Genomic DNA, 21,033 nt, shown 5'->3' on the forward strand with positions numbered 1-21,033 from the left:
ATTTGCTCACCACCCCGATATGCTCAGAGATATATCGGGACTAATTTCGTCCGGCCGCATTCATCATTCAGCGTACGGGAAGCAAACAGAAGCAATTCTCCAGAGCTTGCAGGATGAACACTGGCAGAGCTTTTTCCGATTTGTGCATGTTGAGATGGCCAAGGTAATTGACACTAAGGGTCTGCAACTTGATTCGGGTGAGTTTCACTTCAAGTCGTGGGCGTCTGTTGTAACGGGCACTGAAACGCCGCAAAAGATAATATCGCAGTCGCTTCATAGCCATAACACAGCTCTCCTTTCTGCTGTATACTTTCTTTCAGAGGCAAACGATGAGGAAACAGGTACATACTTTGTTAATCCACTTTCGATGATTTATGGATCTGGCCCCTATGGGACAATTGTTCCAGCGCGAGAAGGCCGATTAATAATCTTTAACAGCGGAGTAGTGCACGCCCCGTCTATCTCACTCAGTAGTCCCATCTGCGGGGAAAGAGTTGTTCTCGCCGTTGACGCCCATTACTCACCCGAGGTCGTAGAGTAGATGGATCTCCAAACAGTACCTGACAGTTTCATGGGAAGGGTCCTAAATGAATTTGGAGTCCAGTGGACTCACCTTTTTATTGTTTCAGGTGTAGCGCTTACAGCGTTTGGGCTCGATACTGTGCTTGATCCGAGCGTGTGGATATTCGGCATTATTGGGTCCTTCGTTTTAGTTTACGTCTTTCGAGAGTATATAAGCCAAAATTTCCCGCTGACTTTTTTTGTGTCTGCATTAATATTTGGCTGCTTAGTGATGCTCGTTACTCCAGTTGGCAGTTTGCTTCCATCCGATCTTGGAGCTACTGTTCGTACTGATAAGCGCTGGTTTACGCTATATTGCTCTATGGCATTCGGTATGCCGCTGGGTGTGTGCTTAATCAGCTACAATAAGCGGCCCGAAAGTCTACTACTTGCGCTTCCTGAATCCATAATTCAGAGCGCTAAATCACAGATATTTCACTCCCCTTTTCTGATTGATAAGGCAACTTATCTCATCGAGTTGTCAGAGGACGGCAGTGATGGCGTGCTTTTCAGTTTTGAACTGCACTTTAAGATCGTAAATCGTTCCAAAAAGATTGCGCGATATCAAGATATCTTTGATCCTTCCGGCGAACAGTCTTGCTTCAAAAGCGCTAGCATAGGTGAAGAGGTTATTGACGTCTTAGATCCAGATTACTCGCACGGGCGGGGGATTGTTATAAGCAAAGAGGTCGATGGGCGTTCGACTTTCGATGTAAAAGTGGCAGCGGAAACCCACTACCCTCGTGTGGGTTCGGAGTTAATTGGTTGCTATTTTCCAGCGCGAGAATTGGAGGTGCGTGTTACATGCCCACCTTCTCTAATTAATGTCTCAGTACAATCTATGCTTATGGAGAAGATACCAGTAAGCCGAATGCATAATGGGGATTTACTGGTGAGTTACAACAAAGGCATTTTGCCATTTCAGGGCGTTCGCTTGCACTGGTCTAGGAAGGCAGAGGAATGACGATAAGTTTGAAAAAGGATAATCTTTTCTCGATACCATTTTGGACATGTGATCTTACCGACGTGGCAGAGTATCATCACGAAATGGTCAGGGACGTGGAGTCACTTTTGGATAATGCAAAGGAGACGCGTGTGCACTTAGCTGATCAAACAATGGAGGATCCGTTTCGCCTTGATTCACGCGGCTGGAGCTTGTTGGAGGCTCGGTGCCAACAAGTATTTCAAGAGTTGGTGGAAGAAAACTTCCAACGATGGTACTCAGGGGAGTTCCACTGGAGGCGATGGGCTGTCAGACTTGGACGCCAATCAAATCAGGAAAAAGAGCGTCTTTTGCGAGAGTCGGTACACAACCACTACCCTGCGTTTCTGTCTTCAATATATTATTTGTCTGTTCCGAGCGATCTTATTGACAATGAGAAGGGGGCACCCAATTCAGAAATCCTTTTGCGTTTGTTAGCGAGAAGATATTTCCACGATCAACGGTTGTGCATGCGAAGCCGGGCCGTCTAGTTGTTTTTCCGTCCTTCATTGATCACACGGCGGTGCCGGTAGAGTGGACTGCAGCTGATGAAAGTCGGGTGGCAGTAGTGAGTGATCTATTCTATGTGAGCGGATACGGAGATTACGAAGAAGATTCAGGGAATGTGATCCGAGTAGGGCGACAGCGCGGCCGAGATTGATATTCTGAATAATCTGGAGTTGTTGAGAAAGACTGATCTTGATGCCAGTGAATTAGATCAGGAACAAGAGCTTGAATACTTTGGAGAAGGTTCGACGTCAGGCCCATTCCCTCCGCCATCCATTTCATATCGTGACGCTTCGCTCCTCGCTTTGATGGGGCGCGCCGAAACGGCGGTTGGTCTCGCGCTGACGGACAGGTGTCGCGCGGGCCGGATGCGCGTGCTCACCATTCGATTTGTTCGGGGTCGAGTTTCGTCGCATTGCGCGCGACTTCCCGGATTTGTCCATCGGCGAAGTGGATGACGCGATCCGCCATCTGGGCCGTGGCCGCGGCATGGGTAACGATCAGGATGGTCGAACCGAGGCGCTGATTGACGTCGCGCAGCATCTTCAACACGCCCCGTCCGGTGGCGCTGTCGAGCGCGCCGGTTGGTTCGTCGCAGAACAGGGCGTCAGGTTGTCTGGCTACGGCGCGTGCAATCGCGATCCGTTGTTGTTCACCGCCGGAGAGCTGCGCCGGGAAATGACTGGCGCGGTCCGCGAGACCGACCAGTGCCAGAGCCTCGTCCGCATCGAGCGGGTGCCGTGCGTACACGGTGACCAGCTCGATATTTTCCCGCGCGGAGAGACCGGGCATGAGATTGTAGAACTGAAACACGAATCCCACATTTTCACGACGGTACGCGGTGATTTGACGGTCGCTCATTGCCGTCAATTCCTGATCGCGAAACCACACCCGGCCGCCGCTGGCCTTATCGAGCCCGCCGAGGATGTTCAGTAGGGTCGATTTGCCCGAACCCGAGGGGCCGAGCAGAACCACGATCTCGCCGGCGGAGATCTCCAGATCGACGCCGCGCAGCGCGTTGACAGCCGCAGGGCCTTCGCCATAGATCTTGGTCAGACCTTCGGTACGGAAAATCATGTTTCCTTGTTTCATGCTTTCGCGCCCGCTGGCCGTCGTCATCCCTTCAACTCGCTCTGCCACCGACGATCTGAAGCGCCGACGCCCGCCGCGAAAGGCAATCCGGCCTGCATTGCGGGCTATGTGCCCGGCCTCGCGGCAACGCCCTCGGTGTCGTCATCACGTCGCCTCACCGTTGCACGCGTTCCCTGACCCTGGTGCCGTCGGCAATCCTTTCGTCCGGGTAGAGGACGACCCGTTCCCCGTCATCGAGCCCCAGGATGACCTCGGTGAAGGCCTCGTTGCCGAGCCCTATGTCCACGTTGCGAAGGCGGGCGCGGCCTTGCTCCGAAACGAAGACGGTCCAGCCGTCGCCGCTACGAAAGAGGGCCGCAGAGGGCGCGAGCAGCGCGTTTTCCATCCGCTTGAGCGTTATTTCGGCGGTGACCCGGAAATTGTGCTTGAGCCGCCGCCACTGCTGCTCGGGGCTGGTCAACTCGAGGATCACCGGCACCCGGAGTTCCTCGATTCCGAGCGCCGAGACCTTCTCGAACCCGGCCGAATCCAGACGCGTCACGCGGGCCCCCAGTGGAGGTCCACCCCAGCCTATGATCCGTGCCGATGCGCCGATCTCAACCTGAACGGCATCGGTTGACAACAGGTCCGCCCGGATCTCGAGATCGCTGGTATCGGCGACCTCAATGAGCGGCGTTCCCGCCGCGACGACGGCTTCGCTTTGCTGCAGGACCCGCAGCACCTCGCCCGAGACGGGCGAGGTCAGACGCAGTTCCTGGAACTCGTTGCTCTTCTGATCGAAATCCCTCGGGTCGGCCAATTGCGCCTGGATCGCGGCGTGTCTGTTGCGCTGGACCTCCAGCTCTGCCCGCGCGGCCGCGAGCGCATGCTTGCTCACCTCAGCCGCGCGGTCGGCTTCTTCGAGCTTTTCGATCGGCAGGATTCCTCTGTCGGCAAGCGCATGAGCACGGGTCAACTTGTTCCCGGCGAGTTCCCGTTCGGCTTCGAGGCGCCGGACTTCGTGCTGTGTCAGTCGGATCGCGGCCTCAGCCGCAGTCAGGGACGCGTGCAGTTCGCTCCGCGACCGTTCGTCGAGGAAAGCCGGCATGGTCGGCCGCAGGATCGCCACCGTCGTTTCGTTCATCGTGACAGGGTCGCCGGCAATGCGCGGGTTTCGAACCACCCGACCCGCGACCGGCGCCGAAACCGTGTAGATATCGCGCGCCCGGGTTCTGGCTTCCTCCTCCACCGTGATTTTGAGCGTACCAATATGGACTTGGCCGAAATCCACCAAAACCGGTTGCGGTCGCAGAAACCAGACTGCGAAGGCGAGTACAGCGAAGCCCAGCAGTCCCGCGAGAAGCGATTTCCTAACCCACTGGCCCATGGTTCACTCCCTCGTCTTGAGAACCGCAACCAGATCGAAGCGCCGGATGTGACGTCTCGCGAGCAACGCCGACAAGCCGGCGGCCAAGAAGACCGCGGCGCTGGCCAAGGCATAGGTGCTGCGGTCGAGCGCCAGGGGCATGCGCATCAGATCCGCATCCATAGCGTTCTTCATGATCCACGCGATCCCATATCCAGCAGCCCATCCGAGTGGCTGCGCGAGCACGAGCAGAATGACGAGCTCGCCAGCCAGGACCCAGAAAACCTCCCCTGGCCGAAGCCGAGCACACGCAGCGTCGCAAGTTCGTTGGTGCGTTCCGACAGCGAGATCCGAACGGCATTGTAGACCATGCCGAAGGCGATCGTGCCGGCAAGACCGGTATAGATCGACGCCATGGCGGTAACGATGATGACGAGTGCGGCTTGGAAATTCGCCAAGGAAATTGCCTGCAGCGCAATGCCGCCGAACGCCGGTGTCGCCTTTACCTCGTCATAGAGGGCGTCGAGCCTTGCCGGGTCGATGCGCAACTCGGTGCGGTCGACGCGTGGCGCTTCGTGGAGGAGACGGGACAGTGCCGAGATCTCCATCGTCGCCTGCAGGCCAATGTAATCCTCCGTCAGGATCGTCACGGGCAGCGAAACGGTCCGGCGCGTTTGACCCAGCATGTCTATCTCGACATTGTCTCCGATCCCGACTCCAAGAGTTCTCGCCAACCAGGAGTTGATCGCGATGCCCCTCTCAGGCGGCATGACGCGGCGCAGGGATCTGTCGACGATCCGGTTGAGCTTTGCGTCAGCCGGTCGGCCATAGAGTGTCACCCGGCGCTCCGTGGCGCCGTTACGGATCCGAGCGGGCACCATCCGGGTCGGCTCCGCCGCCTGAACTCCCGGCATCCGCTTTGCCAAACCGATCACTGCGAGCGGCTGCGGCTTGACGAAATCGATGGTGGCATCCTGGCGTTCCGAGAGCATGTATTTGACTTCGACCAGATGCTCCATCGAGTCCGCCAGATAGAGCGACGCGATCAGGATCGCCAAACTCATGGCAAGGCCGATCATGGTCATGAACGAGCGCAGACGGTTATGGACTGCGCTGCGAAAGGCCATTCTTGTCAGCGGCGAGAGCGCAGCGGCAAGCCTGGCGAGACCGCTTTCGCTGCCGTGGTAACGGGGCGGCGCCAAGGGGCGCATTGCGACGGCGGGCGAGAGTGCCACGACGCGCGACACCGCCTGTATCGCGCCGGTCATGCCGGCCAGCGTCGGCAGCAGGGCGGCGAGGAAGTAGATATCCGCAGATGGCGCGAAGACAAGCAGCGGAAACCGGAAATAATCCGCATACAGTCTGGTGACGTATTGGCCGAGCAGAATACCGGCAGCAGATCCCGCAAGAAATCCCGCAAGGCATATGATCGCCACGAACTTCACGTAATGCCCGACGACGGTGGCATTGCCGTAACCGAACGCCTTCAGCAGGCCGATCTGACCCCGTTCCAAAAGGACGATTCTGCCGAGCGTGAGATGAACGAGGAAAAAGGCGATGCCAAAAAATACAGGAGGTAGCGTCAGACTCATGCTGCGCAGCATGTCGAGCCCATGATTGAGGAAGGCGTGTGAAAACTGGTCGCTTCGACCATGCGCCGCCTGACCGCCATAACGCGCCAGTAGGGTGTCGATGCGCTTCAGCACGCCGACTTCGTTGGCGTCGCGCGTCGTGCGGACAAGCGCCGACGTGAATGCGCCTTGGAGATCGTAGATCGCTGCAAGCGCGCTCTCGTTCATCCACACGATTCCAAAGCGACGGTCGTCAGGCATGATATCGCCCGGTCCGGCAACATAGACGAATTCGGGGAATAGGCGGTTCCAACGATCTGCAACCGGTATTTGCGACCGTTGAGGGTGGCCGCGAAGCTGTCGCCCGGGCGAAAGCCATGCGCTTCGGCGAAGGCTTGATTGACGACCACTTCGTCCGTGGCTCCCCCGCCAGGCATGCGGCCGAGCCTTTGATACGGCCGGTTTAGCGCGGGCATGGTGCCGTCCGGGAGCGAGACGAAGTGCCCCGTGGCTGGTTCGCGCATCCCGTCGATGTCGAGAAGCGCAGACTTTACGATCCGGGTTTCGACGGTCGCGACGCCGGGAATCCTGGCAATCCGGTCTGCAAGCCTGCGTGGCGCGCGCTGCACGCTCGCGAACACATCCGCAAAGTGCTGGCGCTGGTAGTAGGTGATCCGGGTTTCTTCGAGTGAACGATAAGACCCGATGGCCAGGAGCACGGTGGCAACACCTGCAGCCATAACCAGCGAGATCGCGAGCGCCTGGCCCCACAGGCGCCTCAAGTCCCGAAAGAGCTTCTTGTCGAGCGGGCTCATTCTAACAATTTACAAGGCAATTCCTGATGTTTGCACTGACATGCATCAATGCTCCATTGAATCGCATTTCTGCAGTTTAAAGACTTGGGGTTGGAGATCGCCTGATATCAAGCGCAAGCCTCCATCGTGCCCCAAATGTCTTGAAATTCAGCCTTTCGAGCCGCGCGCAATGGCGTGAGCGCTTGGCGCGCGCCTTTGCACTCAGCCGAGCAGCGCCAGGGCCGCGCCGTCGCGCGCCGAGTTCGAACGCTCCGCCCTTTCGCGCCCCGTGCCGGGCCCCGATATCACGCCGGGTGACAAACCGGGCCACCGCACCGATCAGCGCACCAGTTTTTGGCGTCCGTACAGCAGCAGCATGGCGATGATGACAAGGCCGAAGACCACCTGCCGGAATGTGTCGGCGGGCAAGTCGACGCCGAGTCCGGCGAAATAGCGCTGTGGCTGAACGACCGAGAGCATCGACTGCAGGATGGTGATCAGGATCACCCCGGCGACGGTGCCAATGTATTTGCCACGCCCCCCGAGCACGTTGGTTCCGCCGAGGATGACAGCCGCAATCGTTGGCAGCAGATAGGGGTCGCCCATGGCCTGATAGGACCGGTTGGCCCATCCGGCCAGCAGGACGCCGGTGGCGGCCGCGCAGGCGCCGGAGATCACGAAGCAGATTACGACGACCTTGCGCGTATCGACGCCGCTGAGGAACACCGCGCGCTCCTGGTTGCCGATGGCGTAGATCTGGCGCCCCAGTATCGTCCGGTTGAGCATGAACATGGTGGCGGCGCCCAACACGATCCAGATCAGCAGCGGATTGGGCACGCCGGGCAGGAGATGCCCCACCGTGAGTTCGCGCATGAACGGGGTCGCCCGGTCCTGTGGCGCGAAACCGCCGGTGTGATAGACCATCAGACCCTGGGCGACCGCATTCATGCCGAGGGTGAAAATCATCGCTGGCGCGCGCAGATAGGCAATGCCAAGGCCGTTGATGAGGCCGATCGTGGCGCCGCACAGGATACCAAAGGGGATGGCGAGGGAGATTCCGAGCTCGGGCCCCAGTATGCCTGTGGCACCTGTCGCCATCATGCCTCCGACACCGATGGTCCAGGGAATGGACAGGTCAATATGGCCGAGCAGGATGACCAGCATCACGCCGGTGGCGACGACACCGAGGAACGAGGCTACGTGGAGCTGCTGCACCAGGTATTTCGGCGACAGGAACGCGGGTTCGGCGAGCGCTCCGATGAAAAGAAGCACCACGATACAGCCGAACGCGATCAGCGTGGCCTTGTCGAATTGTCTGAGGATTGCGTTCATGCCGAGCGACCTACCGATACAGATCAAGCTTGTTCTTGATGCGCAGGACGCGCAGTGATCCGATGCAGACCGCGCCCAGCAGGACAAGGCCCACGAACAGCGGCTGGAGAACCGGATTGATGTCGAAAACAATCAGCAGATCGCCGACGGTTCGCATCACGAATGCCCCGAAAATGGAACCGACGGCGCTGCCCACGCCGCCAAACAGCGATGTGCCGCCGATCACCACGGCGCCGATCGAGTTGAGCGTGTAGTCGTTGGCGATTGATACCTTGGCCGCGCCTGAGTAGGTGACCGCGGTCAGAAGCAGCCCGCCTATGGATGCCATCATGCCGGATAGCGCGTAGGCAAGCACCTTGGCGCGTTGCACCGGAACTCCGGACATGTAGGCGGCTTGTTCGGCCGTGCCGATGGCGAAGGCCGCCCGGCCCAGTACGGAGCGACGGTAGGGTATCCAAACGAGCAGGACGACGAGCAGCAGGAGAACCGCCGAATGAGGCACCGCATAGCTTGAGCGCGTCATGAAATCGGCCAGTTCAAAATTCACCGTTCCGCCCGGCTGCGGACGCAGTGCCAGCGCGATGCCGAAATAGACCGCCCCCGTTGCGAGGGTGACAATGAGCGGTTGCAGGCGACCGTAGACGATGATGATCCCGTTCGTCGCGCCGCACAGCAGGCCGACGAGCAGCACGGCAATGATTCCGAAGGCGGTGGAAACAGGATCGCCCACGACGATGCTGGAGGCCAGGCAATTGGAGAGAACGAAGATCGCGCCCACCGACAGATCAAGCCCGCCGGTCAGCACGGGCAGGGTCTGCGCCATGGCAACGAGCGCAAGCAGGGCGCCCTTGTTGGAGGCGGTATTGATGACATTGGCGGTGAGACCAACCGGCTGCTTCCAGCCATAGACCGCGAACATGACCGCGAAGATCGCAACCGCCAGCAGGATGCCGCGCTGGGCGGCCGACAGACGCGGTCTGTGCCGAAGGCGCTGGCCGCGCTCCGGTCGCGTTGCTTCGACGGGCGCGCTCATGCGGTCACTTCCTTCGCGCGTGCGGCCAATGCCGCTTCATCGACACCGGCGGGCAGGTTGAGCGCCGCGGAGACAAGATTGGTTTCATTGAGTTCATCGCCCGCCAATGTGCGCACCACGGTGCCTCCATACATCACCAGAACCCGATCGCAACATCCGATCAGCTCGTCATAATCGGTTGAATACAAAAGGATCGCCGCGCCCTCAGAGGCCAGATTCTGCAAGAGCTGATAGATCTCCTGCTTGGTGCCGACGTCGATGCCCCGGGTGGGATCGTTGAGCAGGATGATGCGCGGCCTTGTCATCAGCCACTTTCCAATCACCACTTTCTGCTGATTGCCTCCCGACAATGCGCCGACCGGCCCGTCGATGCCATCCGACCTGATCTTGAGGAGACCCATGATCTGGTCGATCGCCCGTTCCTCCGCCTTGAGATCAATGATGCCCGCGCGGCTGACCTTCTCGACCGCGGCGAACGACAGGTTTTCCCGAACCGCCATCGACAACATCAGCCCTTCCGCCTTGCGATCTTCGGGGATGAGCGCCATGCCGATCTCGTCGGATTTTGCCTTTTTCGGGCTCGAAAGGCTGACGGGTTTGCCTGCGATTTCGACCGTGCCGGTCGTGCCGATGAGCGTTCCGAACAGGCCGAGAAGCAACTGGCGCTGCCCTTGGCCATCGAGGCCGCCCAAGCCGATGATCTCGCCGGGACGGATTTCGAGATCGATGTTGTTCAGTTCTCCTTGCCACGAAAAATCGCTGACCTTGAGAACAGGCGCGGCAACCGGTTTTTTCCCCGCCTTGGGCGGGAACACACTTTCGTACTCCCGGCCGATCATCATCTCGACGATGGCATTGTCTGATTTCGTGCCCGCCTTGAACGTTTCGACCTTCTGGCCGTTGCGGTAAACCGTGCAGACATCGGCGAGTTCGGCGATTTCGTTCATCCTGTGCGAAATGTATATGATCGACATCCCTTCTTTGCGAAGCCTGTGCAGCATGGCGAAGACCTTCCCGACATCCCGCGCGGTGAGCGCTGACGTGGCCTCATCGAGGATGAGGATCTTCGGATCGCGCGCGAGCGCCTTGGCGATCTCCACCATCTGGCGCCGCGACAGCGGCAGCTCGCGGATGGTGGAGGAGGGGTTGATCGCTTCGCCGCCGACGCGTGCCAGCGCCTTTTCGGCCATCTTTCGCTGAGCCCGATAGTCGATCATGCCGAAGCGCTGGGGCGGGCGGGTGATGCCGATATTGTCGGCGACGGTCAGGTCAGGAAGCAGCGAGAGCTCCTGAAAGATACAGGCGATGCCGGCAGCGTTCGCCTCCGTCGGGTTTGCGAAGTGCACCGGGTGGCCGTCGAGTTCGATGGTCCCTGAATCCGGCTGGACGACTCCCGACAGCACCTTGATCAGTGTCGATTTTCCGGCGCCGTTTTCCCCCAGAAGAGCGTGGATAGTGCCCCGGGTCGCTTCGAAGTTGACATTTTCAAGCGCGCGAACGCCGCCGTAATGTTTGCTGATGCCCGACATGCGCAGCAGCGGGGGAGCGCCTGAGTCCAACATTTTCGAGATCCCATGAAAAAGGGCGCCGCCGGCAAGCATGTCACCGGCAGCGCGTGTGGCAAGTCGGATGTCAGTTGTTTTCCCCGCTCTGCGCGGCAATCTCGTCGGCCGTGAAGCCAATGTCGCAGGCTTCGAAGTTGTTGCCCGCAAAGAAGCTTCCCGGCAGTTCCGGAAACACCTCGACGCCTTCCTCGAACGGCGAATAGGAGATTGAGGTCGGCAGCGCGATCTGTTGCGGAATGGTTTCACCCTGAAGCGCCGCGATCGCGGTCTTGATGGTCACCGACGACTGAGCCGGTCCGGTGCCGCCGGATTGGCAGACCAGGCCCTCGTTGTTGCAGAGTTGGCGGAAGGCATTCTCCGTCTCGCCGGTAATCGGCACATGCGGGTGACCCGCGTCGAGCAGAGCCATCGTTGCGCCCTGCGTGCCGCCCTGCACATAAACGCCGTCGAACACGCCGCCGGCGGCAACCGCGTCAGCGGTGACCTTCTGCGCGTCCCCCGGCGCCCAGTTGCCCACCACGTCGGTAACCTCCACATCACGGCCGGATGCGGCAATGACCTCTTGGAAACCGTCGTTGCGCGCGATGTCCACGGGTTGGCCCGCCGGGCCTCGCACATGCAGGAACTTCGCGGGTTGGCGTCGGTTTTCGACAGCAGGAACTCCGCGGCCGCCTTGCCAAGGCCCTTCTGGTCGACATTGATGGCGATCTGGTTCGGATCGTCGATCACGTTGTCAAACGACAGCACCACCACATCGGCGTTGTTGGCCTTGCGCACCACGGAGCCGAAGGCGGCGGTGTTGTTGGCGTTGACGATAATGGCGTCGAAACCTTGATCGATGAAGTTGTTGGCTGCGGCGATCTGGGCGGCAATGTCTTCGCCGACCGAGACAACCTTGAACTCCTCCAGGTTCTTTGCCACATCCGGCTGCTCGGCATAGGCCTTGGCAACGGCGATCATCTGCACGCGCCAGTCGTTGGCGATGAAGCCGTTGACCAGGGCGACCTTGTACGGCCCCTCCTTGGCCGACCACTTGAAGTAGGTCGTGTCGCTGGACACCGGCGCGAAGCAAGCCGGATCGGCGCCCGGACCGGATACGATCTCGGGGCCGGCGAACGCAAACTGCGTCGAGATGGCAAGCACAGAGATTGCCGTCGACCATTTCAGCATGGATTTCATGACTTTCCTCCCAAAGTTGTCGCCACTTCACGGTTCTTGGCGGCAAACCGGCGCAGTTCGCCCCGCTTGTCTTGTTCGGGCGCTTTCTCCCGTCAGCTCGCCCCTTCTAATTCCTCGGAGAAGAACCTGTACCCGACCATCAGGTGCGTCCTCAGCCGGTACTGAAATGCCAGGCGGTCGCGCGCGGCGAGTGCGTCGACGATGTCCCGATGTTCGGCAAAGGTTTCCATCTTGAAGATCCTCCGGGTCTTGCCCTTCTGCATGATCCGCAGAATGATCGGCTTCATCACGCTGTAGACGTTGAGGATCGCGGTGTTGTCGAGGATCGCTATCAGCCGCACGTGGAAGGCGTAGTCGACCTCCGAGGCCTCCTGCAGATCATGAATGTCGCCAAGCTTCTTGTTGATGCGGCGAAGGTCCTCGAGGTCGCGCTCCGTGAGGTTGTCGATGATCTGTTCGGCTGATCCGACTTCCAGCAGATCCCTAAAGGCCTGGACTTCGCTAAAGGTTTTGCGGGAGACGTCCATTGTGTTGAACGAGAACAGTTCGAAGGCGCGCGCCATCCGGTTGTCGGTGATCGTCGCGCCGACCTTCGGCCGAACATCGACCATCCCGTAAGCCTTCAGGATACGCATCGCCTCGCGCACCGTGTTGCGGCTGGCATTGAACCGGGCGCAAAGCTCGCGCTCCGTCGGCAGGCTGTCTCCGACGGTCAGACCCAGATCGGAGATGATCTCGCGGATTTGCCGCACGACAGCGTCGACGGCGGATCCCGCCATCGGTCCGGCATCGATCGCCGAAGTGTCCTGTCTGGATTTGTCCGCCATTCAAACCGCCCGCGCAAAAACACGTAGACTCTATTTGTTGGACCAAGATTGGTAAACGCGACTTGACGTTGAGTCAACTACCCAGAGGTAGCCTTGATTTTGTTTAATAATCCGGCGCGGGAATGGGATTCTTCGAGTAGTCATCCGGGCGAGGCGTTACTTCGAATTGGATAACGGAATGGCCGATGTGTTTGAATTATCTTATTTGTTGGGCCAGCCCGGTGCGCGATGACCGGCAGTCGCGTCAAAATGGAACAGGGGAGGGTGTAGACACGTGGTGCGCAACATTGCCGGGCGCGACACCGCTCGGGCCGGCGGCTCGTCATGCCAACCACCTGTCCGGGCCGTCACAATTCGAGGGAGCGCTGCCGCTCCAACGGCGGGTGAATACGCTCACAGGATATCCCGGGCTGTTCATGCGCACGCGAGCGCTTCATTCGTCCGTCTCCTGCACTCGACGGACCCGGCCAAAAACTGAAGGAGTTCAGCGGCTCAGGTTGAGCCGAGCAGCGCCAGGGCCGCGCCGCTGGCGGCGGCGATGATCACGACGACCCACGGCGGGGCTTTCCAGGCCATCAGCAGCACGAAGCAGCTGAGCGCCAACGCGAACGCGCGCAGGTCATGAACGGCGCTGGTGAAGACGGGTGAATAGAGGGCCGTGCCGAGAATGCCGACGACGGCCGCGTTGGCGCCCTGCATGGCCGATTGCGCCCACGCCTTGCGGCGGAAGGCGTCCCAGTGCGGAAGCACGCCGATCAGGATCAGAAAGCCGGGCGCAAACAGGGCAAGAAGTGCCAGCGCGGCGCCGAGCGCGCCGTTCGGTTCCGGTCCGAGCACCGCACCGAGATAGGCCGCGAAGGTGAACAGCGGTCCGGGAACGGCTTGCGCCGCCCCGTATCCGGCGAGAAACGCATCGGGCGTGACCCAGCCCGGCGCAACCGTGCCGGCCTCAAGCAGCGGCAGCACCACGTGACCGCCGCCGAACACCAGCGCGCCGGCACGATAGAAGCTGTCGACGACGGCCAGTGCCTGCGATTGGCCCGCGAGAAGCGGGAAGACGATCAGGCCCGCGCCAAACAGCGCCAGCGCGGCGAGTGCCGATGCCCGGGGCACCGGACCCGCGATGTGCGCTCCCTCGGCCGCCCCGCCGCGGCCCAGCGCCAGACCCGCGAGCGCGCCAAGCGCGATCGCGCCAACCATGCCGAATGCGCCGGGCAGAAAAGCCAGCAGGATCACGGCGCCAAGCGCGATGCTGGCGCGTTCCCGGTCGGGGCACAGACTGCGCGCCATCCCCCACACGGCCTGCGCCACGATGGCGACGGCGACGATCTTGAGACCATTCAGCGCGCCCGTTCCCAGGGAGCCTGAGATCCGCGCCGCCGTCATGGCGAAGGCAAAGAGAATGAGCGCCGAGGGCAGGGTGAAGGCGACAAAGGCCACCAGCGCGCCGAGCCAGCCGGCCCGCATCAGCCCCAGCGCGAAGCCGGTCTGGCTGGAGGCGGGGCCGGGCAGGAACTGGCACAAGGCCACCAGATCGGCATAGGCCTGATCCGTCAGCCATTGTCTGCGGGTGACGAACTCGTCCCGGAAATAGCCCAGATGCGCGATCGGCCCGCCGAAGGAGGTCAGGCCGAGCTTCAGGAAGGCGAGAAACACTTCTCCGGCGGTCCCGGCGGTCTGAGCCGTTCTCACGGCGTCGCGCTTCGCATCCATGATCTGCCCCCGGAACCCGCCCCAGAATCCGCCTGTATCGGCACGGTCGTTCTGACCCGTTCACGTGTCAGTGTCACGACGGTAGCAGGGTTTCGGCGGGTCGGTAAAACGGCGGATCATGGCGGGCAGGGGAGGCCGGGCGGCCTGTGTGAGGAGCTCAGACACGCCGCCCGGGGTATGCGCGTCGCGCGATGGGCTCAGTTCGTCTTGTCAAGCTGGGAGAGAGCCAGCTCCACGTCGCGCAGCATCGGCTGCTCGCCGCCCGTCATCGGCGATTCTCCGGCCGCGCGCACCAGGGCCCGTTCGTCCTGTTCCCAGCGCTCGAGCAGTTCGCGCTTTTTCCCGGAATCGAGCGACGAGGAGAGGACCGAGGCCGGTTTGTCGAAATGCGCGCGCGGGTCTTTCAGTATCTCATCGAATGGGGTCTGCGTGTTCATGTCTTGTCTCCGAATGGTTGGGTTGTGAGCCGGGGCGACGGGCATGCCGCCCGTGAACTGCGGGTCAGCCGGCCTTGGCCGACAGCGCGGCCCTCGCGTCTCGCAGACGGCGCCGTAGTCCGGATCCACAGATCCGCACGCGACGGGGCGACGGCGTCGCGGCGCTTGGCGCTTTCGCCATGGATCGTCATCGCGCCGCCAGCGAAAGCCCGGCGGACAAGTCTCTGTGGGCCGGTGTCGTGTGTCGCTCCTGTTGCTGATGCCGAAGGGATAACTCGCGATCACGCCGGATGGTTCCCGCGCATCTTCCCCCGCATACCCCGTCGCGCGGGACGCGGCCAAAGCGCGACGCGGTCATGTAAGCATTGGAACCAAGCCCGCTTCGCGGCGTTGACACAACAGAACGGCGGCGATGGCAACGGCCCGGTCGCGCGCCTGACTTCGCCACGCGAAGTCATAATCGGACACCGGCAACGAAAGGACACGTCATGCAGAAGACTGTTCCAACCGAACAGGCCCGTCAGGGCCGCAGAGGCCGGCCGGTCTTGTATGTGCTCCTCGTGAGTCTTTTCCTGTGCGCCCTCTTTCTGGGCGCCGCGAGCCTCTGGATCCTGAGTACGGACATGGATGATTCCGAGCCGCAGGTTGGCGTTGAGACATTGCGCGGCACCCCCGCCGGCTGAGTTCCCGCAGGAGTCCGTAAGGGGCGCCCCCACGGAGGAGCCTCACGCACGGGCCTGATCAGGACGATCGAGGAACTGTCGGGACCGCGGTGCGCGCCAAGGGCACGGGGCCGTCAACACCTTCCGGTTCGCGCCACGGAAGTCACGCCGCGGCCATGCTCGTCCAGCGACGCTTTCCGCAGACTGAGCGGGTCGCGAACGAAGAGTTGAAACGCAACTCTGAGAAACACAACACTGAAAAGGAGAACAGTCATGGGTATTGAAATTGGCGGCCTTCTGGGCCTCGTCATTCTGGTGCTCGACGTCTACGCCATCGTGCGCATCGTCGGCTCCGCCACCTCCACCGCAAGCAAGGTCTTGTGGGTCGTCCTGATTCTGGTTCTGCCGGTCATCGGCTTCCTGATCTGGCTGCTCGCGGGTCCGTCCAAACCGTCCTACGCCTAGGGCGCACTGACGGATGTGCAACGATCCTTGAAAGGAGACGATGATGATCGACCGATTGCCCCAGGTGGACGGCGGCGCCGTCGCCGACATCGATCCGCGAACGGCTTACGGCTCTCCGCAGGAAATCGAAGACGCGCCCGGGCTGAGCGCGGCGCAGAAACAGCAGCTTCTCGCCAGGTGGGCCGAGCTCTCAAAGAGCGACCCGCGCAGCGATCCGGCGCTCGGCGACTCCGCCGAGAAGACGCAAGAGGACATGGCGGCGCGAACCGCCCCGCCGCTTGAGCCTTCCGGCGAGAAATGACCCTGCCGCCGCCGCGATGCCCTTCGCGGCGGCGGTGGCTTTTTTTATCTGTTGCCGCGATTGATGCGCACACGAGGTGGATGACGGCCGGGTGCGCCGGGCGCGTGGCGGACGTCAGCGAGGCGAATGTCCGTCTCAAGTCCCATAGCAATCAAAAAATCTCCGCTCCGGCGGAACTGAATCCGGCATCGGACGTTTCCCACACAGAGATGAATTGCAACCGCCGCCTCAGGGAGTTTACCCGCTTGGGTCGGCCATCATTCAGTGGAGCGGAAAAGTGAGCGCGAACAGGCAGATGCACCACTGCGGCGCCCCGCTTCGGAGTGGCTATCGTAGCACGGGGCATGAATCGAACCATGCAGCTTTCCACAATGCGAGCGATGAAGGACCCGGAATGGCGGATCTAGGATCCACGACGCACGAGACACTGAACGCATCCGGGCGCTCCGGCGGCGGCCGAGAAGTCGACACGGACATCCACTCCCGGATAGGAAGCCAGCTTAAGGCGCTTTACAATGACGTCGTCGAGCAGCCGGTTCCGGACAGATTTGCCGAACTCCTCCGCAGGCTTGAGACGCAATCCGCTTCTGAATCCGCGCAGGAGAGCAATTGATGGGTGATGTGTCGGACACTCTGCGCGCGGAGTTCATCGCGTGCATTCCCAGCTTGCGCGCCTTCGCGGCGTCGCTGGTGGGCGTTGGCGACCGCGCCGACGATTTGGTGCAGGAAGCACTGATGAAGGGGTGGGCGAACCTGGATTCCTTCACCGAAGGGACGAATGTCAGGGCCTGGTTGTTTACAATTCTGCGCAATGCCTTCTACTCCAGCTATCGGAAAAACAAACGGGAAGTCCAGGACGTGGATGGCGCCTATTCCAGCAGGCTTGCCGAACACCCCGCGCAAGACGGCCATCTGGACCTCGCGGACTTTCGGCGCGCGCTTGAGACGCTGCCCAGCGATCAGCGCGAGGCCTTGATCCTCGTCGGCGCTTCCGGCTTCTCCTATATCGAGGCGGCGGAAATTTGCGGCTGTGCCGTCGGCACCGTGAAGAGCCGCGTGAACCGCGCGCGCGTGCGGCTTGCGGAACTTCTCACCGTTGAGTCGGCAGAAGACTTCGGGCCTGACCGGTCGGTGCAGGCCATCCTTTCAGTGACGACGACAACGGCAGTAAAAAGTCGTGCCATGGGCTAAACTTCCCCCCACAAGTACGCGGTTGGATCGCCGCCTGTTCAGCTACGTGGCGGCGGCTCTGGTGCCGCTCGCCGCGCTGGCGTTTGTGTTTTCCTATTCCGATTATGTGCGCCGGGCCGAGGAAGAGCAGTCCCGGTTCGTTGACTACGCGCGCCTTATTGGCCAGTCGAGCGCCAAGATCATCGCGCGCACCGAGGGATATGCCGCCGCGCTCGCCGCCGGGAATCCGGGTGATTTCAGCGATTGCGCGCAGGTGTTCGACGCGATGCGCACGGAAATGCACGAGGCTGTGTACTTCCGGGTGACATCGGCCGCGGACGCCGTCGTGTGCGAACGCGCGCTTGCCCGGGAGAGTGTGGAGGGCCAGGGCAATGAGCCGGCGCCTTCGCGTATGATTCAAACGGTGCCCGTGTCGCGCGCAAACGGGACGACCGGGATCCGTGTCGACATCGGCCTGCGCCCCTACGCGCTGCTTACCGCTCCGATAGCCGCCACCATTTCCAGCCACATCAGTTTCGCGCTGCTCAGCCCGAGTGGTGACGTTCTCGCCGCCTATGCCGACAGTTCGGAAGAGCCCGAAACATTTCGCACCATGCTCGACGATCCCGAGCTGAGGGCGTTGTCCCCGCAGACGCGCCGGACCACCTCCGAAGGGTGGTCGGTCGCCGCCGTGGCTCTGCCCGGCACCGACTTCCGGATCCTGACGGGCGCGCCCCCCTCTGCCACATTGTTCGAGCCATGGATCAGCATGGCGAAGGCGCTGCTGTTGCCCATCTCCTTGCTGGCGGTGGTGTTTGTCGTTCTGCGGTTCGGCATGCAGCGGTTCATGCTGCGCTACATCCGGCACATTTACGCGACGTTTCGGCGCTACGGATCGGGTCAGTCCGATGCGCGTGTGGGCAATCTCGACAACGCGCCGGCCGAGATCAAGCTGCTGGGCATCACCTTTGACATGATGGCCGACCGGATCGCCTACCGCACCCGGGATCTTGAGGCATCGCTCGCCGAGCAGCAGCGTCTGACGCGCGAGTTGCATCACCGCATCAAGAACACGCTGCAGATGATCTCGAGCCTGTTGGGCATGCAAAGGCGGGAGGCGACGCAGCCGGACGAACAGGCGGCCCTGCGCGTCGCGCTCGAGCGCGTGCTCGGCATTTCCGCCGCCTATCGTGTGTCCTACGCCACCAATGAGGGAACCGATGTGGCGCTTGAATCCCTGGTGCGCGAGGTCGTGGAATCCTTGCGCGAACCGGCCAAGCTGCCGCGCAGCGCCGTGCATATTTCCGCGGACGGTCAATCGCAGGCGGTGATCGTGCTCGACAAGGCGATCCCGCTGGCCTTCATTCTCGCGGAGCTGCTGCCGCCGCGCTTCAGCGCCTTGTCGCCGGGCGAGACGATACAGATCGATGTCACGGGTGGCACAAGCGCCGTCCTTGAGATTTCCGGCGCGGCGGCGATCAACGACATGTCGCTGGGCGGAGAAAACGAAGCGCCGCTGAAGGCTCGGTTGATGCGCGCCTACCTGCGCCAGCTTTCGGCGACCTGCACGACCGTCGGTCCCCTGACCCGGCTTGAAATGCCCCTGGATGGCGTTCATTGAAAGACGGCGGCTGGCTTTAGCAGACCGCCGGCTGAGTTCCCCGCTGCAACGATCGAGCGTCTGCCCGCCGTGACCGCGCTTGCCGGCCGCCATCAGCACGCAAAAAAACTCCCATGGCGGGGACCATGGGAGTTTCTCAGTGCTTGGAGGTCAGTCCGGTTCGGCCGCGATCAGATCGCCGGGGACGGCGACCGGTCACCAGACCGTAGACCAGCGAGACGACGAACAGCGCGATGGCCACAAAGAAAATAATCTTCGCAATACCGATCGCTGTGCCTGCGATGCCGCCAAAGCCAAGAAAAGCGGCAATCAAGGCGATGATGAAGAAAGTCAGTGCCCAGCCTAACATGGTCGATCTCCTGTAAAATGGGTCGGTGCAAGATGCGCCGTCGTGGGAACAACGGGTGGTGCGGCAATTGGTTCATTTTTTATTCGAAAAATTTCTCTCGGGGCGATTCAGGCGTGCGCTCGGGGCGTCGGCCGCACCAGTGCGCGGCGGCGACACGAAGCGTCGGACTCTTTCGTGGGTTCGTCCCGAAACAGAGCGGCCCGCGCGGTGTTCGCCGGTTCACACGCACCTCACACTCGCCGGTCGCGCCAGCGAAACGGAAGTCTTGCGTTCCCATCCATAAGAGATGTGTCGTCACGCCGCGCGCCCGTTGCGCGCAGCCCGCTTTCCTGGCGCGGCCGTAACCCGTGCGCGCCGTGTTCGTCGCGAAAGGGGAGGCGTAATGGGACAAGAAGCGGGAATGAATCCGCGTCAGGGCGCGCCCGCGATCGCTCGCCAAACTTAAAAAAGAATTGAAACGCGCCGGAACTTTTCTCCTGACCGGCGGTTGTCTCCATGTAAATCGGCCGCGTCATGCATCTGTCCTGAACAAACGTCTGCAGGACGCGGCCTCAATGCCATTCGACATATCGGGAGAAGATATCATGATCCGCACTCTTTTGACCACAACCGCCGTTGCAGCACTTATTTCGACCGGTGCGCTTGCGGCCGACAACACGAAGCCCATGGAAGACACCAAGGCCATGGAAAACACGCAGTCGACGAATGAGACCAGCTCCGCGGTTGGCATCGCGGTCTTCACCATGTCGCCCGACATGCCGTCGATGAACAGCGACGCCGGCTATTTCACCGCGCAGGCCGACCAGGTTCTGGCCAGCACGCTGATCGGTCAGACGATCTACAATGGCACCGGCGAGGAAGCCAAGGCCATTGGTGACGTCAACGACGTGGTGCTTGGCCCGAACGGCCAGGCCGAAGCGGTTGTCGTCAGTGTCGGCGGTTTCCTCGGCATGGGCGAGAAAGACGTCGCCGTCGATTTCGATCGTCTCGGCTGGACCGAGCGCGATGGCCAGAAGTGGCTGACGATGGCCGCCACGGAGAGCGAGCTCAAGAACGCCCCGGCATTCGATCGCGCCGTGATCGAGGGCGAGAACGAAAAGATGGCGTCCGACATGAACGACGACACCATGTCGTCCGGCACGGCCATGCTGCGTGACGTCACCGGCACGGACGACCACAACACGCAGGTTGTCGTCGATGCGTCCACGGCCAGCGCCGACGCACTGATCGGCACCGCGGTCTACGGCGCCCAGGAAGAGAACCTCGGCGACGTCAGCGACGTGATCGTCTCCGCCGACGGCAAGGTCGAGGCCTACATCATCGACGTCGGCGGCTTCCTGGGCATCGGCGAAAAGCCGGTTGCACTGAACGCTTCGAAGCTCGACATCAAGAAGGACGATGCGGGCGCACTTCACATCTATACGACGTTCACGCAGAAGCAGCTTGAGTCCTTCCCCGAGTATTCGGAAGAGGCCTATGCGAAGAACCCGGAATCGGTTCTCGCCAACTAAGACCGTCCGTTCCGGT

Annotated in this window: 21 protein-coding genes and 2 pseudogenes; 8 read left to right on the forward strand and 15 right to left on the reverse strand. The window is 61.2% G+C overall.

Annotated elements, in window-relative coordinates:
* Positions 1-541 precede the first annotated feature (541 nt).
* Positions 542-1,525, forward strand: coding sequence for a hypothetical protein (locus D1F64_RS23255; RefSeq protein ID WP_162901441.1), 984 nt, complete (start codon positions 542-544; stop codon positions 1,523-1,525).
* Between the two features lie 903 nt (positions 1,526-2,428).
* Here D1F64_RS23255 and D1F64_RS09165 read toward each other — a convergent pair.
* The 14 genes and pseudogenes from D1F64_RS09165 to D1F64_RS09210 all read right to left on the reverse strand — a co-directional run bounded on the left by D1F64_RS09165 (position 2,429) and on the right by D1F64_RS09210 (position 14,938).
* Entirely contained in the window at positions 2,429-3,169 is a 741-nt protein-coding gene (locus D1F64_RS09165) for an ABC transporter ATP-binding protein (RefSeq protein WP_248304691.1), read from the reverse strand.
* Between the two features lie 127 nt (positions 3,170-3,296).
* Positions 3,297-4,508, reverse strand: coding sequence for an HlyD family efflux transporter periplasmic adaptor subunit (locus D1F64_RS09170; RefSeq protein ID WP_117412192.1), 1,212 nt, complete (start codon positions 4,506-4,508; stop codon positions 3,297-3,299).
* A 3-nt stretch (positions 4,509-4,511) separates the two neighbouring features.
* On the reverse strand, positions 4,512-4,733 hold the full coding sequence (locus tag D1F64_RS24445) for a hypothetical protein (protein WP_346432315.1): 222 nt from the start codon (positions 4,731-4,733) through the stop codon (positions 4,512-4,514).
* Entirely contained in the window at positions 4,679-6,319 is a 1,641-nt protein-coding gene (locus D1F64_RS09175; RefSeq protein ID WP_248304693.1) for an FtsX-like permease family protein, read from the reverse strand. The genes D1F64_RS24445 and D1F64_RS09175 overlap by 55 nt, the downstream gene beginning before the upstream one ends.
* Positions 6,283-6,873, reverse strand: a complete 591-nt coding sequence (locus D1F64_RS24450; protein WP_248304694.1) for a hypothetical protein — start codon at positions 6,871-6,873, stop codon at positions 6,283-6,285. Before D1F64_RS24450 ends, D1F64_RS09175 begins: the two co-directional genes overlap by 37 nt.
* A 318-nt stretch (positions 6,874-7,191) precedes the next feature.
* A complete protein-coding gene (locus tag D1F64_RS09180) occupies positions 7,192-8,184 on the reverse strand; it encodes an ABC transporter permease (protein WP_117412193.1) in 993 nt (330 codons plus the stop codon).
* A gap of 10 nt (positions 8,185-8,194) precedes the next feature.
* Positions 8,195-9,217, reverse strand: coding sequence for an ABC transporter permease (locus D1F64_RS09185; protein ID WP_117412194.1), 1,023 nt, complete (start codon positions 9,215-9,217; stop codon positions 8,195-8,197).
* Entirely contained in the window at positions 9,214-10,818 is a 1,605-nt protein-coding gene (locus tag D1F64_RS09190) for a sugar ABC transporter ATP-binding protein (protein ID WP_248304695.1), read from the reverse strand. The genes D1F64_RS09185 and D1F64_RS09190 overlap by 4 nt, the downstream gene beginning before the upstream one ends.
* Before the next feature lie 31 nt (positions 10,819-10,849).
* Positions 10,850-11,062, reverse strand: coding sequence for a hypothetical protein (locus D1F64_RS24455; protein WP_248304841.1), 213 nt, complete (start codon positions 11,060-11,062; stop codon positions 10,850-10,852).
* A 21-nt stretch (positions 11,063-11,083) separates the two neighbouring features.
* Positions 11,084-11,398 (reverse strand): annotated as a pseudogene (locus tag D1F64_RS24460) (substrate-binding domain-containing protein); the annotation flags it as partial.
* An 83-nt stretch (positions 11,399-11,481) separates the two neighbouring features.
* Positions 11,482-11,961, reverse strand: a pseudogene (locus D1F64_RS25390) (substrate-binding domain-containing protein); the annotation flags it as partial.
* Between the two features lie 92 nt (positions 11,962-12,053).
* Positions 12,054-12,788, reverse strand: a complete 735-nt coding sequence (locus D1F64_RS09200; RefSeq protein WP_117412195.1) for an FCD domain-containing protein — start codon at positions 12,786-12,788, stop codon at positions 12,054-12,056.
* A gap of 492 nt (positions 12,789-13,280) precedes the next feature.
* Positions 13,281-14,501: a chromate efflux transporter gene (gene chrA, locus D1F64_RS09205; protein ID WP_117412196.1), complete on the reverse strand. Its 1,221-nt coding sequence runs from the start codon at positions 14,499-14,501 to the stop codon at positions 13,281-13,283.
* Positions 14,502-14,698: 197 nt separating this feature from the next.
* Positions 14,699-14,938 carry a hypothetical protein gene (locus D1F64_RS09210; protein ID WP_117412197.1) on the reverse strand — a complete coding sequence of 80 codons (240 nt, stop codon included), beginning with the start codon at positions 14,936-14,938 and terminating at the stop codon, positions 14,699-14,701.
* A gap of 488 nt (positions 14,939-15,426) precedes the next feature.
* Here D1F64_RS09210 and D1F64_RS09215 point away from each other — a divergent pair, with 488 nt between their 5' ends.
* From D1F64_RS09215 to D1F64_RS09240, 6 genes are all read left to right on the forward strand, one after another.
* Entirely contained in the window at positions 15,427-15,621 is a 195-nt protein-coding gene (locus tag D1F64_RS09215) for a hypothetical protein (RefSeq protein WP_117412198.1), read from the forward strand.
* A 252-nt stretch (positions 15,622-15,873) separates the two neighbouring features.
* Positions 15,874-16,065, forward strand: a complete 192-nt coding sequence (locus D1F64_RS09220; RefSeq protein ID WP_117412199.1) for a PLDc N-terminal domain-containing protein — start codon at positions 15,874-15,876, stop codon at positions 16,063-16,065.
* Positions 16,066-16,105: 40 nt separating this feature from the next.
* The gene (locus tag D1F64_RS09225; RefSeq protein WP_117412200.1) at positions 16,106-16,366 is read left to right on the forward strand and encodes a hypothetical protein; all 261 of its coding nucleotides are present in this window, start codon (positions 16,106-16,108) and stop codon (positions 16,364-16,366) included.
* Between the two features lie 394 nt (positions 16,367-16,760).
* Entirely contained in the window at positions 16,761-16,979 is a 219-nt protein-coding gene (locus tag D1F64_RS09230) for a NepR family anti-sigma factor (protein WP_117412201.1), read from the forward strand.
* Positions 16,979-17,557, forward strand: a complete 579-nt coding sequence (locus D1F64_RS09235) for a sigma-70 family RNA polymerase sigma factor (protein WP_205470708.1) — start codon at positions 16,979-16,981, stop codon at positions 17,555-17,557. Before D1F64_RS09230 ends, D1F64_RS09235 begins: the two co-directional genes overlap by 1 nt.
* A gap of 22 nt (positions 17,558-17,579) precedes the next feature.
* Entirely contained in the window at positions 17,580-19,157 is a 1,578-nt protein-coding gene (locus tag D1F64_RS09240) for a histidine kinase dimerization/phosphoacceptor domain -containing protein (RefSeq protein WP_117412202.1), read from the forward strand.
* Between the two features lie 136 nt (positions 19,158-19,293).
* On the opposite strand, the gene D1F64_RS09245 is transcribed toward D1F64_RS09240, so the two are convergent.
* Complete coding sequence (locus tag D1F64_RS09245) at positions 19,294-19,506, reverse strand: DUF1328 domain-containing protein (RefSeq protein WP_117412203.1); 213 nt, start codon at positions 19,504-19,506, stop codon at positions 19,294-19,296.
* A gap of 584 nt (positions 19,507-20,090) precedes the next feature.
* Between D1F64_RS09245 and D1F64_RS09250 the strand changes: the two genes are divergently transcribed.
* Complete coding sequence (locus tag D1F64_RS09250) at positions 20,091-21,017, forward strand: PRC-barrel domain-containing protein (RefSeq protein ID WP_162901442.1); 927 nt, start codon at positions 20,091-20,093, stop codon at positions 21,015-21,017.
* Positions 21,018-21,033: the final 16 nt, after the last annotated feature.

Origin of the sequence: Breoghania sp. L-A4 (genome assembly GCF_003432385.1) — a bacterium.
GTDB lineage: Bacteria > Pseudomonadota > Alphaproteobacteria > Rhizobiales > Stappiaceae > Breoghania.

What these genes read in the sequence shown, in the direction of transcription:
- D1F64_RS09165 (WP_248304691.1), bottom strand. Translation starts at nt 3,169, where the DNA reads ATGACGACGGCCAGCGGGCGCGAAAGCATGAAACAAGGAAACATGATT.
- D1F64_RS09210 (WP_117412197.1), bottom strand. Translation starts at nt 14,938, where the DNA reads ATGAACACGCAGACCCCATTCGATGAGATACTGAAAGACCCGCGCGCG.
- D1F64_RS09170 (WP_117412192.1), bottom strand. Translation starts at nt 4,508, where the DNA reads ATGGGCCAGTGGGTTAGGAAATCGCTTCTCGCGGGACTGCTGGGCTTC.
- D1F64_RS09215 (WP_117412198.1), top strand. Translation starts at nt 15,427, where the DNA reads ATGCAGAAGACTGTTCCAACCGAACAGGCCCGTCAGGGCCGCAGAGGC.
- D1F64_RS09180 (WP_117412193.1), bottom strand. Translation starts at nt 8,184, where the DNA reads ATGAACGCAATCCTCAGACAATTCGACAAGGCCACGCTGATCGCGTTC.
- D1F64_RS09245 (WP_117412203.1), bottom strand. Translation starts at nt 19,506, where the DNA reads ATGTTAGGCTGGGCACTGACTTTCTTCATCATCGCCTTGATTGCCGCT.
- D1F64_RS09220 (WP_117412199.1), top strand. Translation starts at nt 15,874, where the DNA reads ATGGGTATTGAAATTGGCGGCCTTCTGGGCCTCGTCATTCTGGTGCTC.
- D1F64_RS09250 (WP_162901442.1), top strand. Translation starts at nt 20,091, where the DNA reads ATGATCCGCACTCTTTTGACCACAACCGCCGTTGCAGCACTTATTTCG.
- D1F64_RS09175 (WP_248304693.1), bottom strand. Translation starts at nt 6,319, where the DNA reads ATGCCTGACGACCGTCGCTTTGGAATCGTGTGGATGAACGAGAGCGCG.
- chrA (WP_117412196.1), bottom strand. Translation starts at nt 14,501, where the DNA reads ATGGATGCGAAGCGCGACGCCGTGAGAACGGCTCAGACCGCCGGGACC.
- D1F64_RS09200 (WP_117412195.1), bottom strand. Translation starts at nt 12,788, where the DNA reads ATGGCGGACAAATCCAGACAGGACACTTCGGCGATCGATGCCGGACCG.
- D1F64_RS09230 (WP_117412201.1), top strand. Translation starts at nt 16,761, where the DNA reads ATGGCGGATCTAGGATCCACGACGCACGAGACACTGAACGCATCCGGG.
- D1F64_RS09190 (WP_248304695.1), bottom strand. Translation starts at nt 10,818, where the DNA reads ATGCTTGCCGGCGGCGCCCTTTTTCATGGGATCTCGAAAATGTTGGAC.
- D1F64_RS09185 (WP_117412194.1), bottom strand. Translation starts at nt 9,217, where the DNA reads ATGAGCGCGCCCGTCGAAGCAACGCGACCGGAGCGCGGCCAGCGCCTT.
- D1F64_RS09235 (WP_205470708.1), top strand. Translation starts at nt 16,979, where the DNA reads ATGGGTGATGTGTCGGACACTCTGCGCGCGGAGTTCATCGCGTGCATT.
- D1F64_RS24450 (WP_248304694.1), bottom strand. Translation starts at nt 6,873, where the DNA reads ATGAGCCCGCTCGACAAGAAGCTCTTTCGGGACTTGAGGCGCCTGTGG.
- D1F64_RS23255 (WP_162901441.1), top strand. Translation starts at nt 542, where the DNA reads ATGGATCTCCAAACAGTACCTGACAGTTTCATGGGAAGGGTCCTAAAT.
- D1F64_RS09225 (WP_117412200.1), top strand. Translation starts at nt 16,106, where the DNA reads ATGATGATCGACCGATTGCCCCAGGTGGACGGCGGCGCCGTCGCCGAC.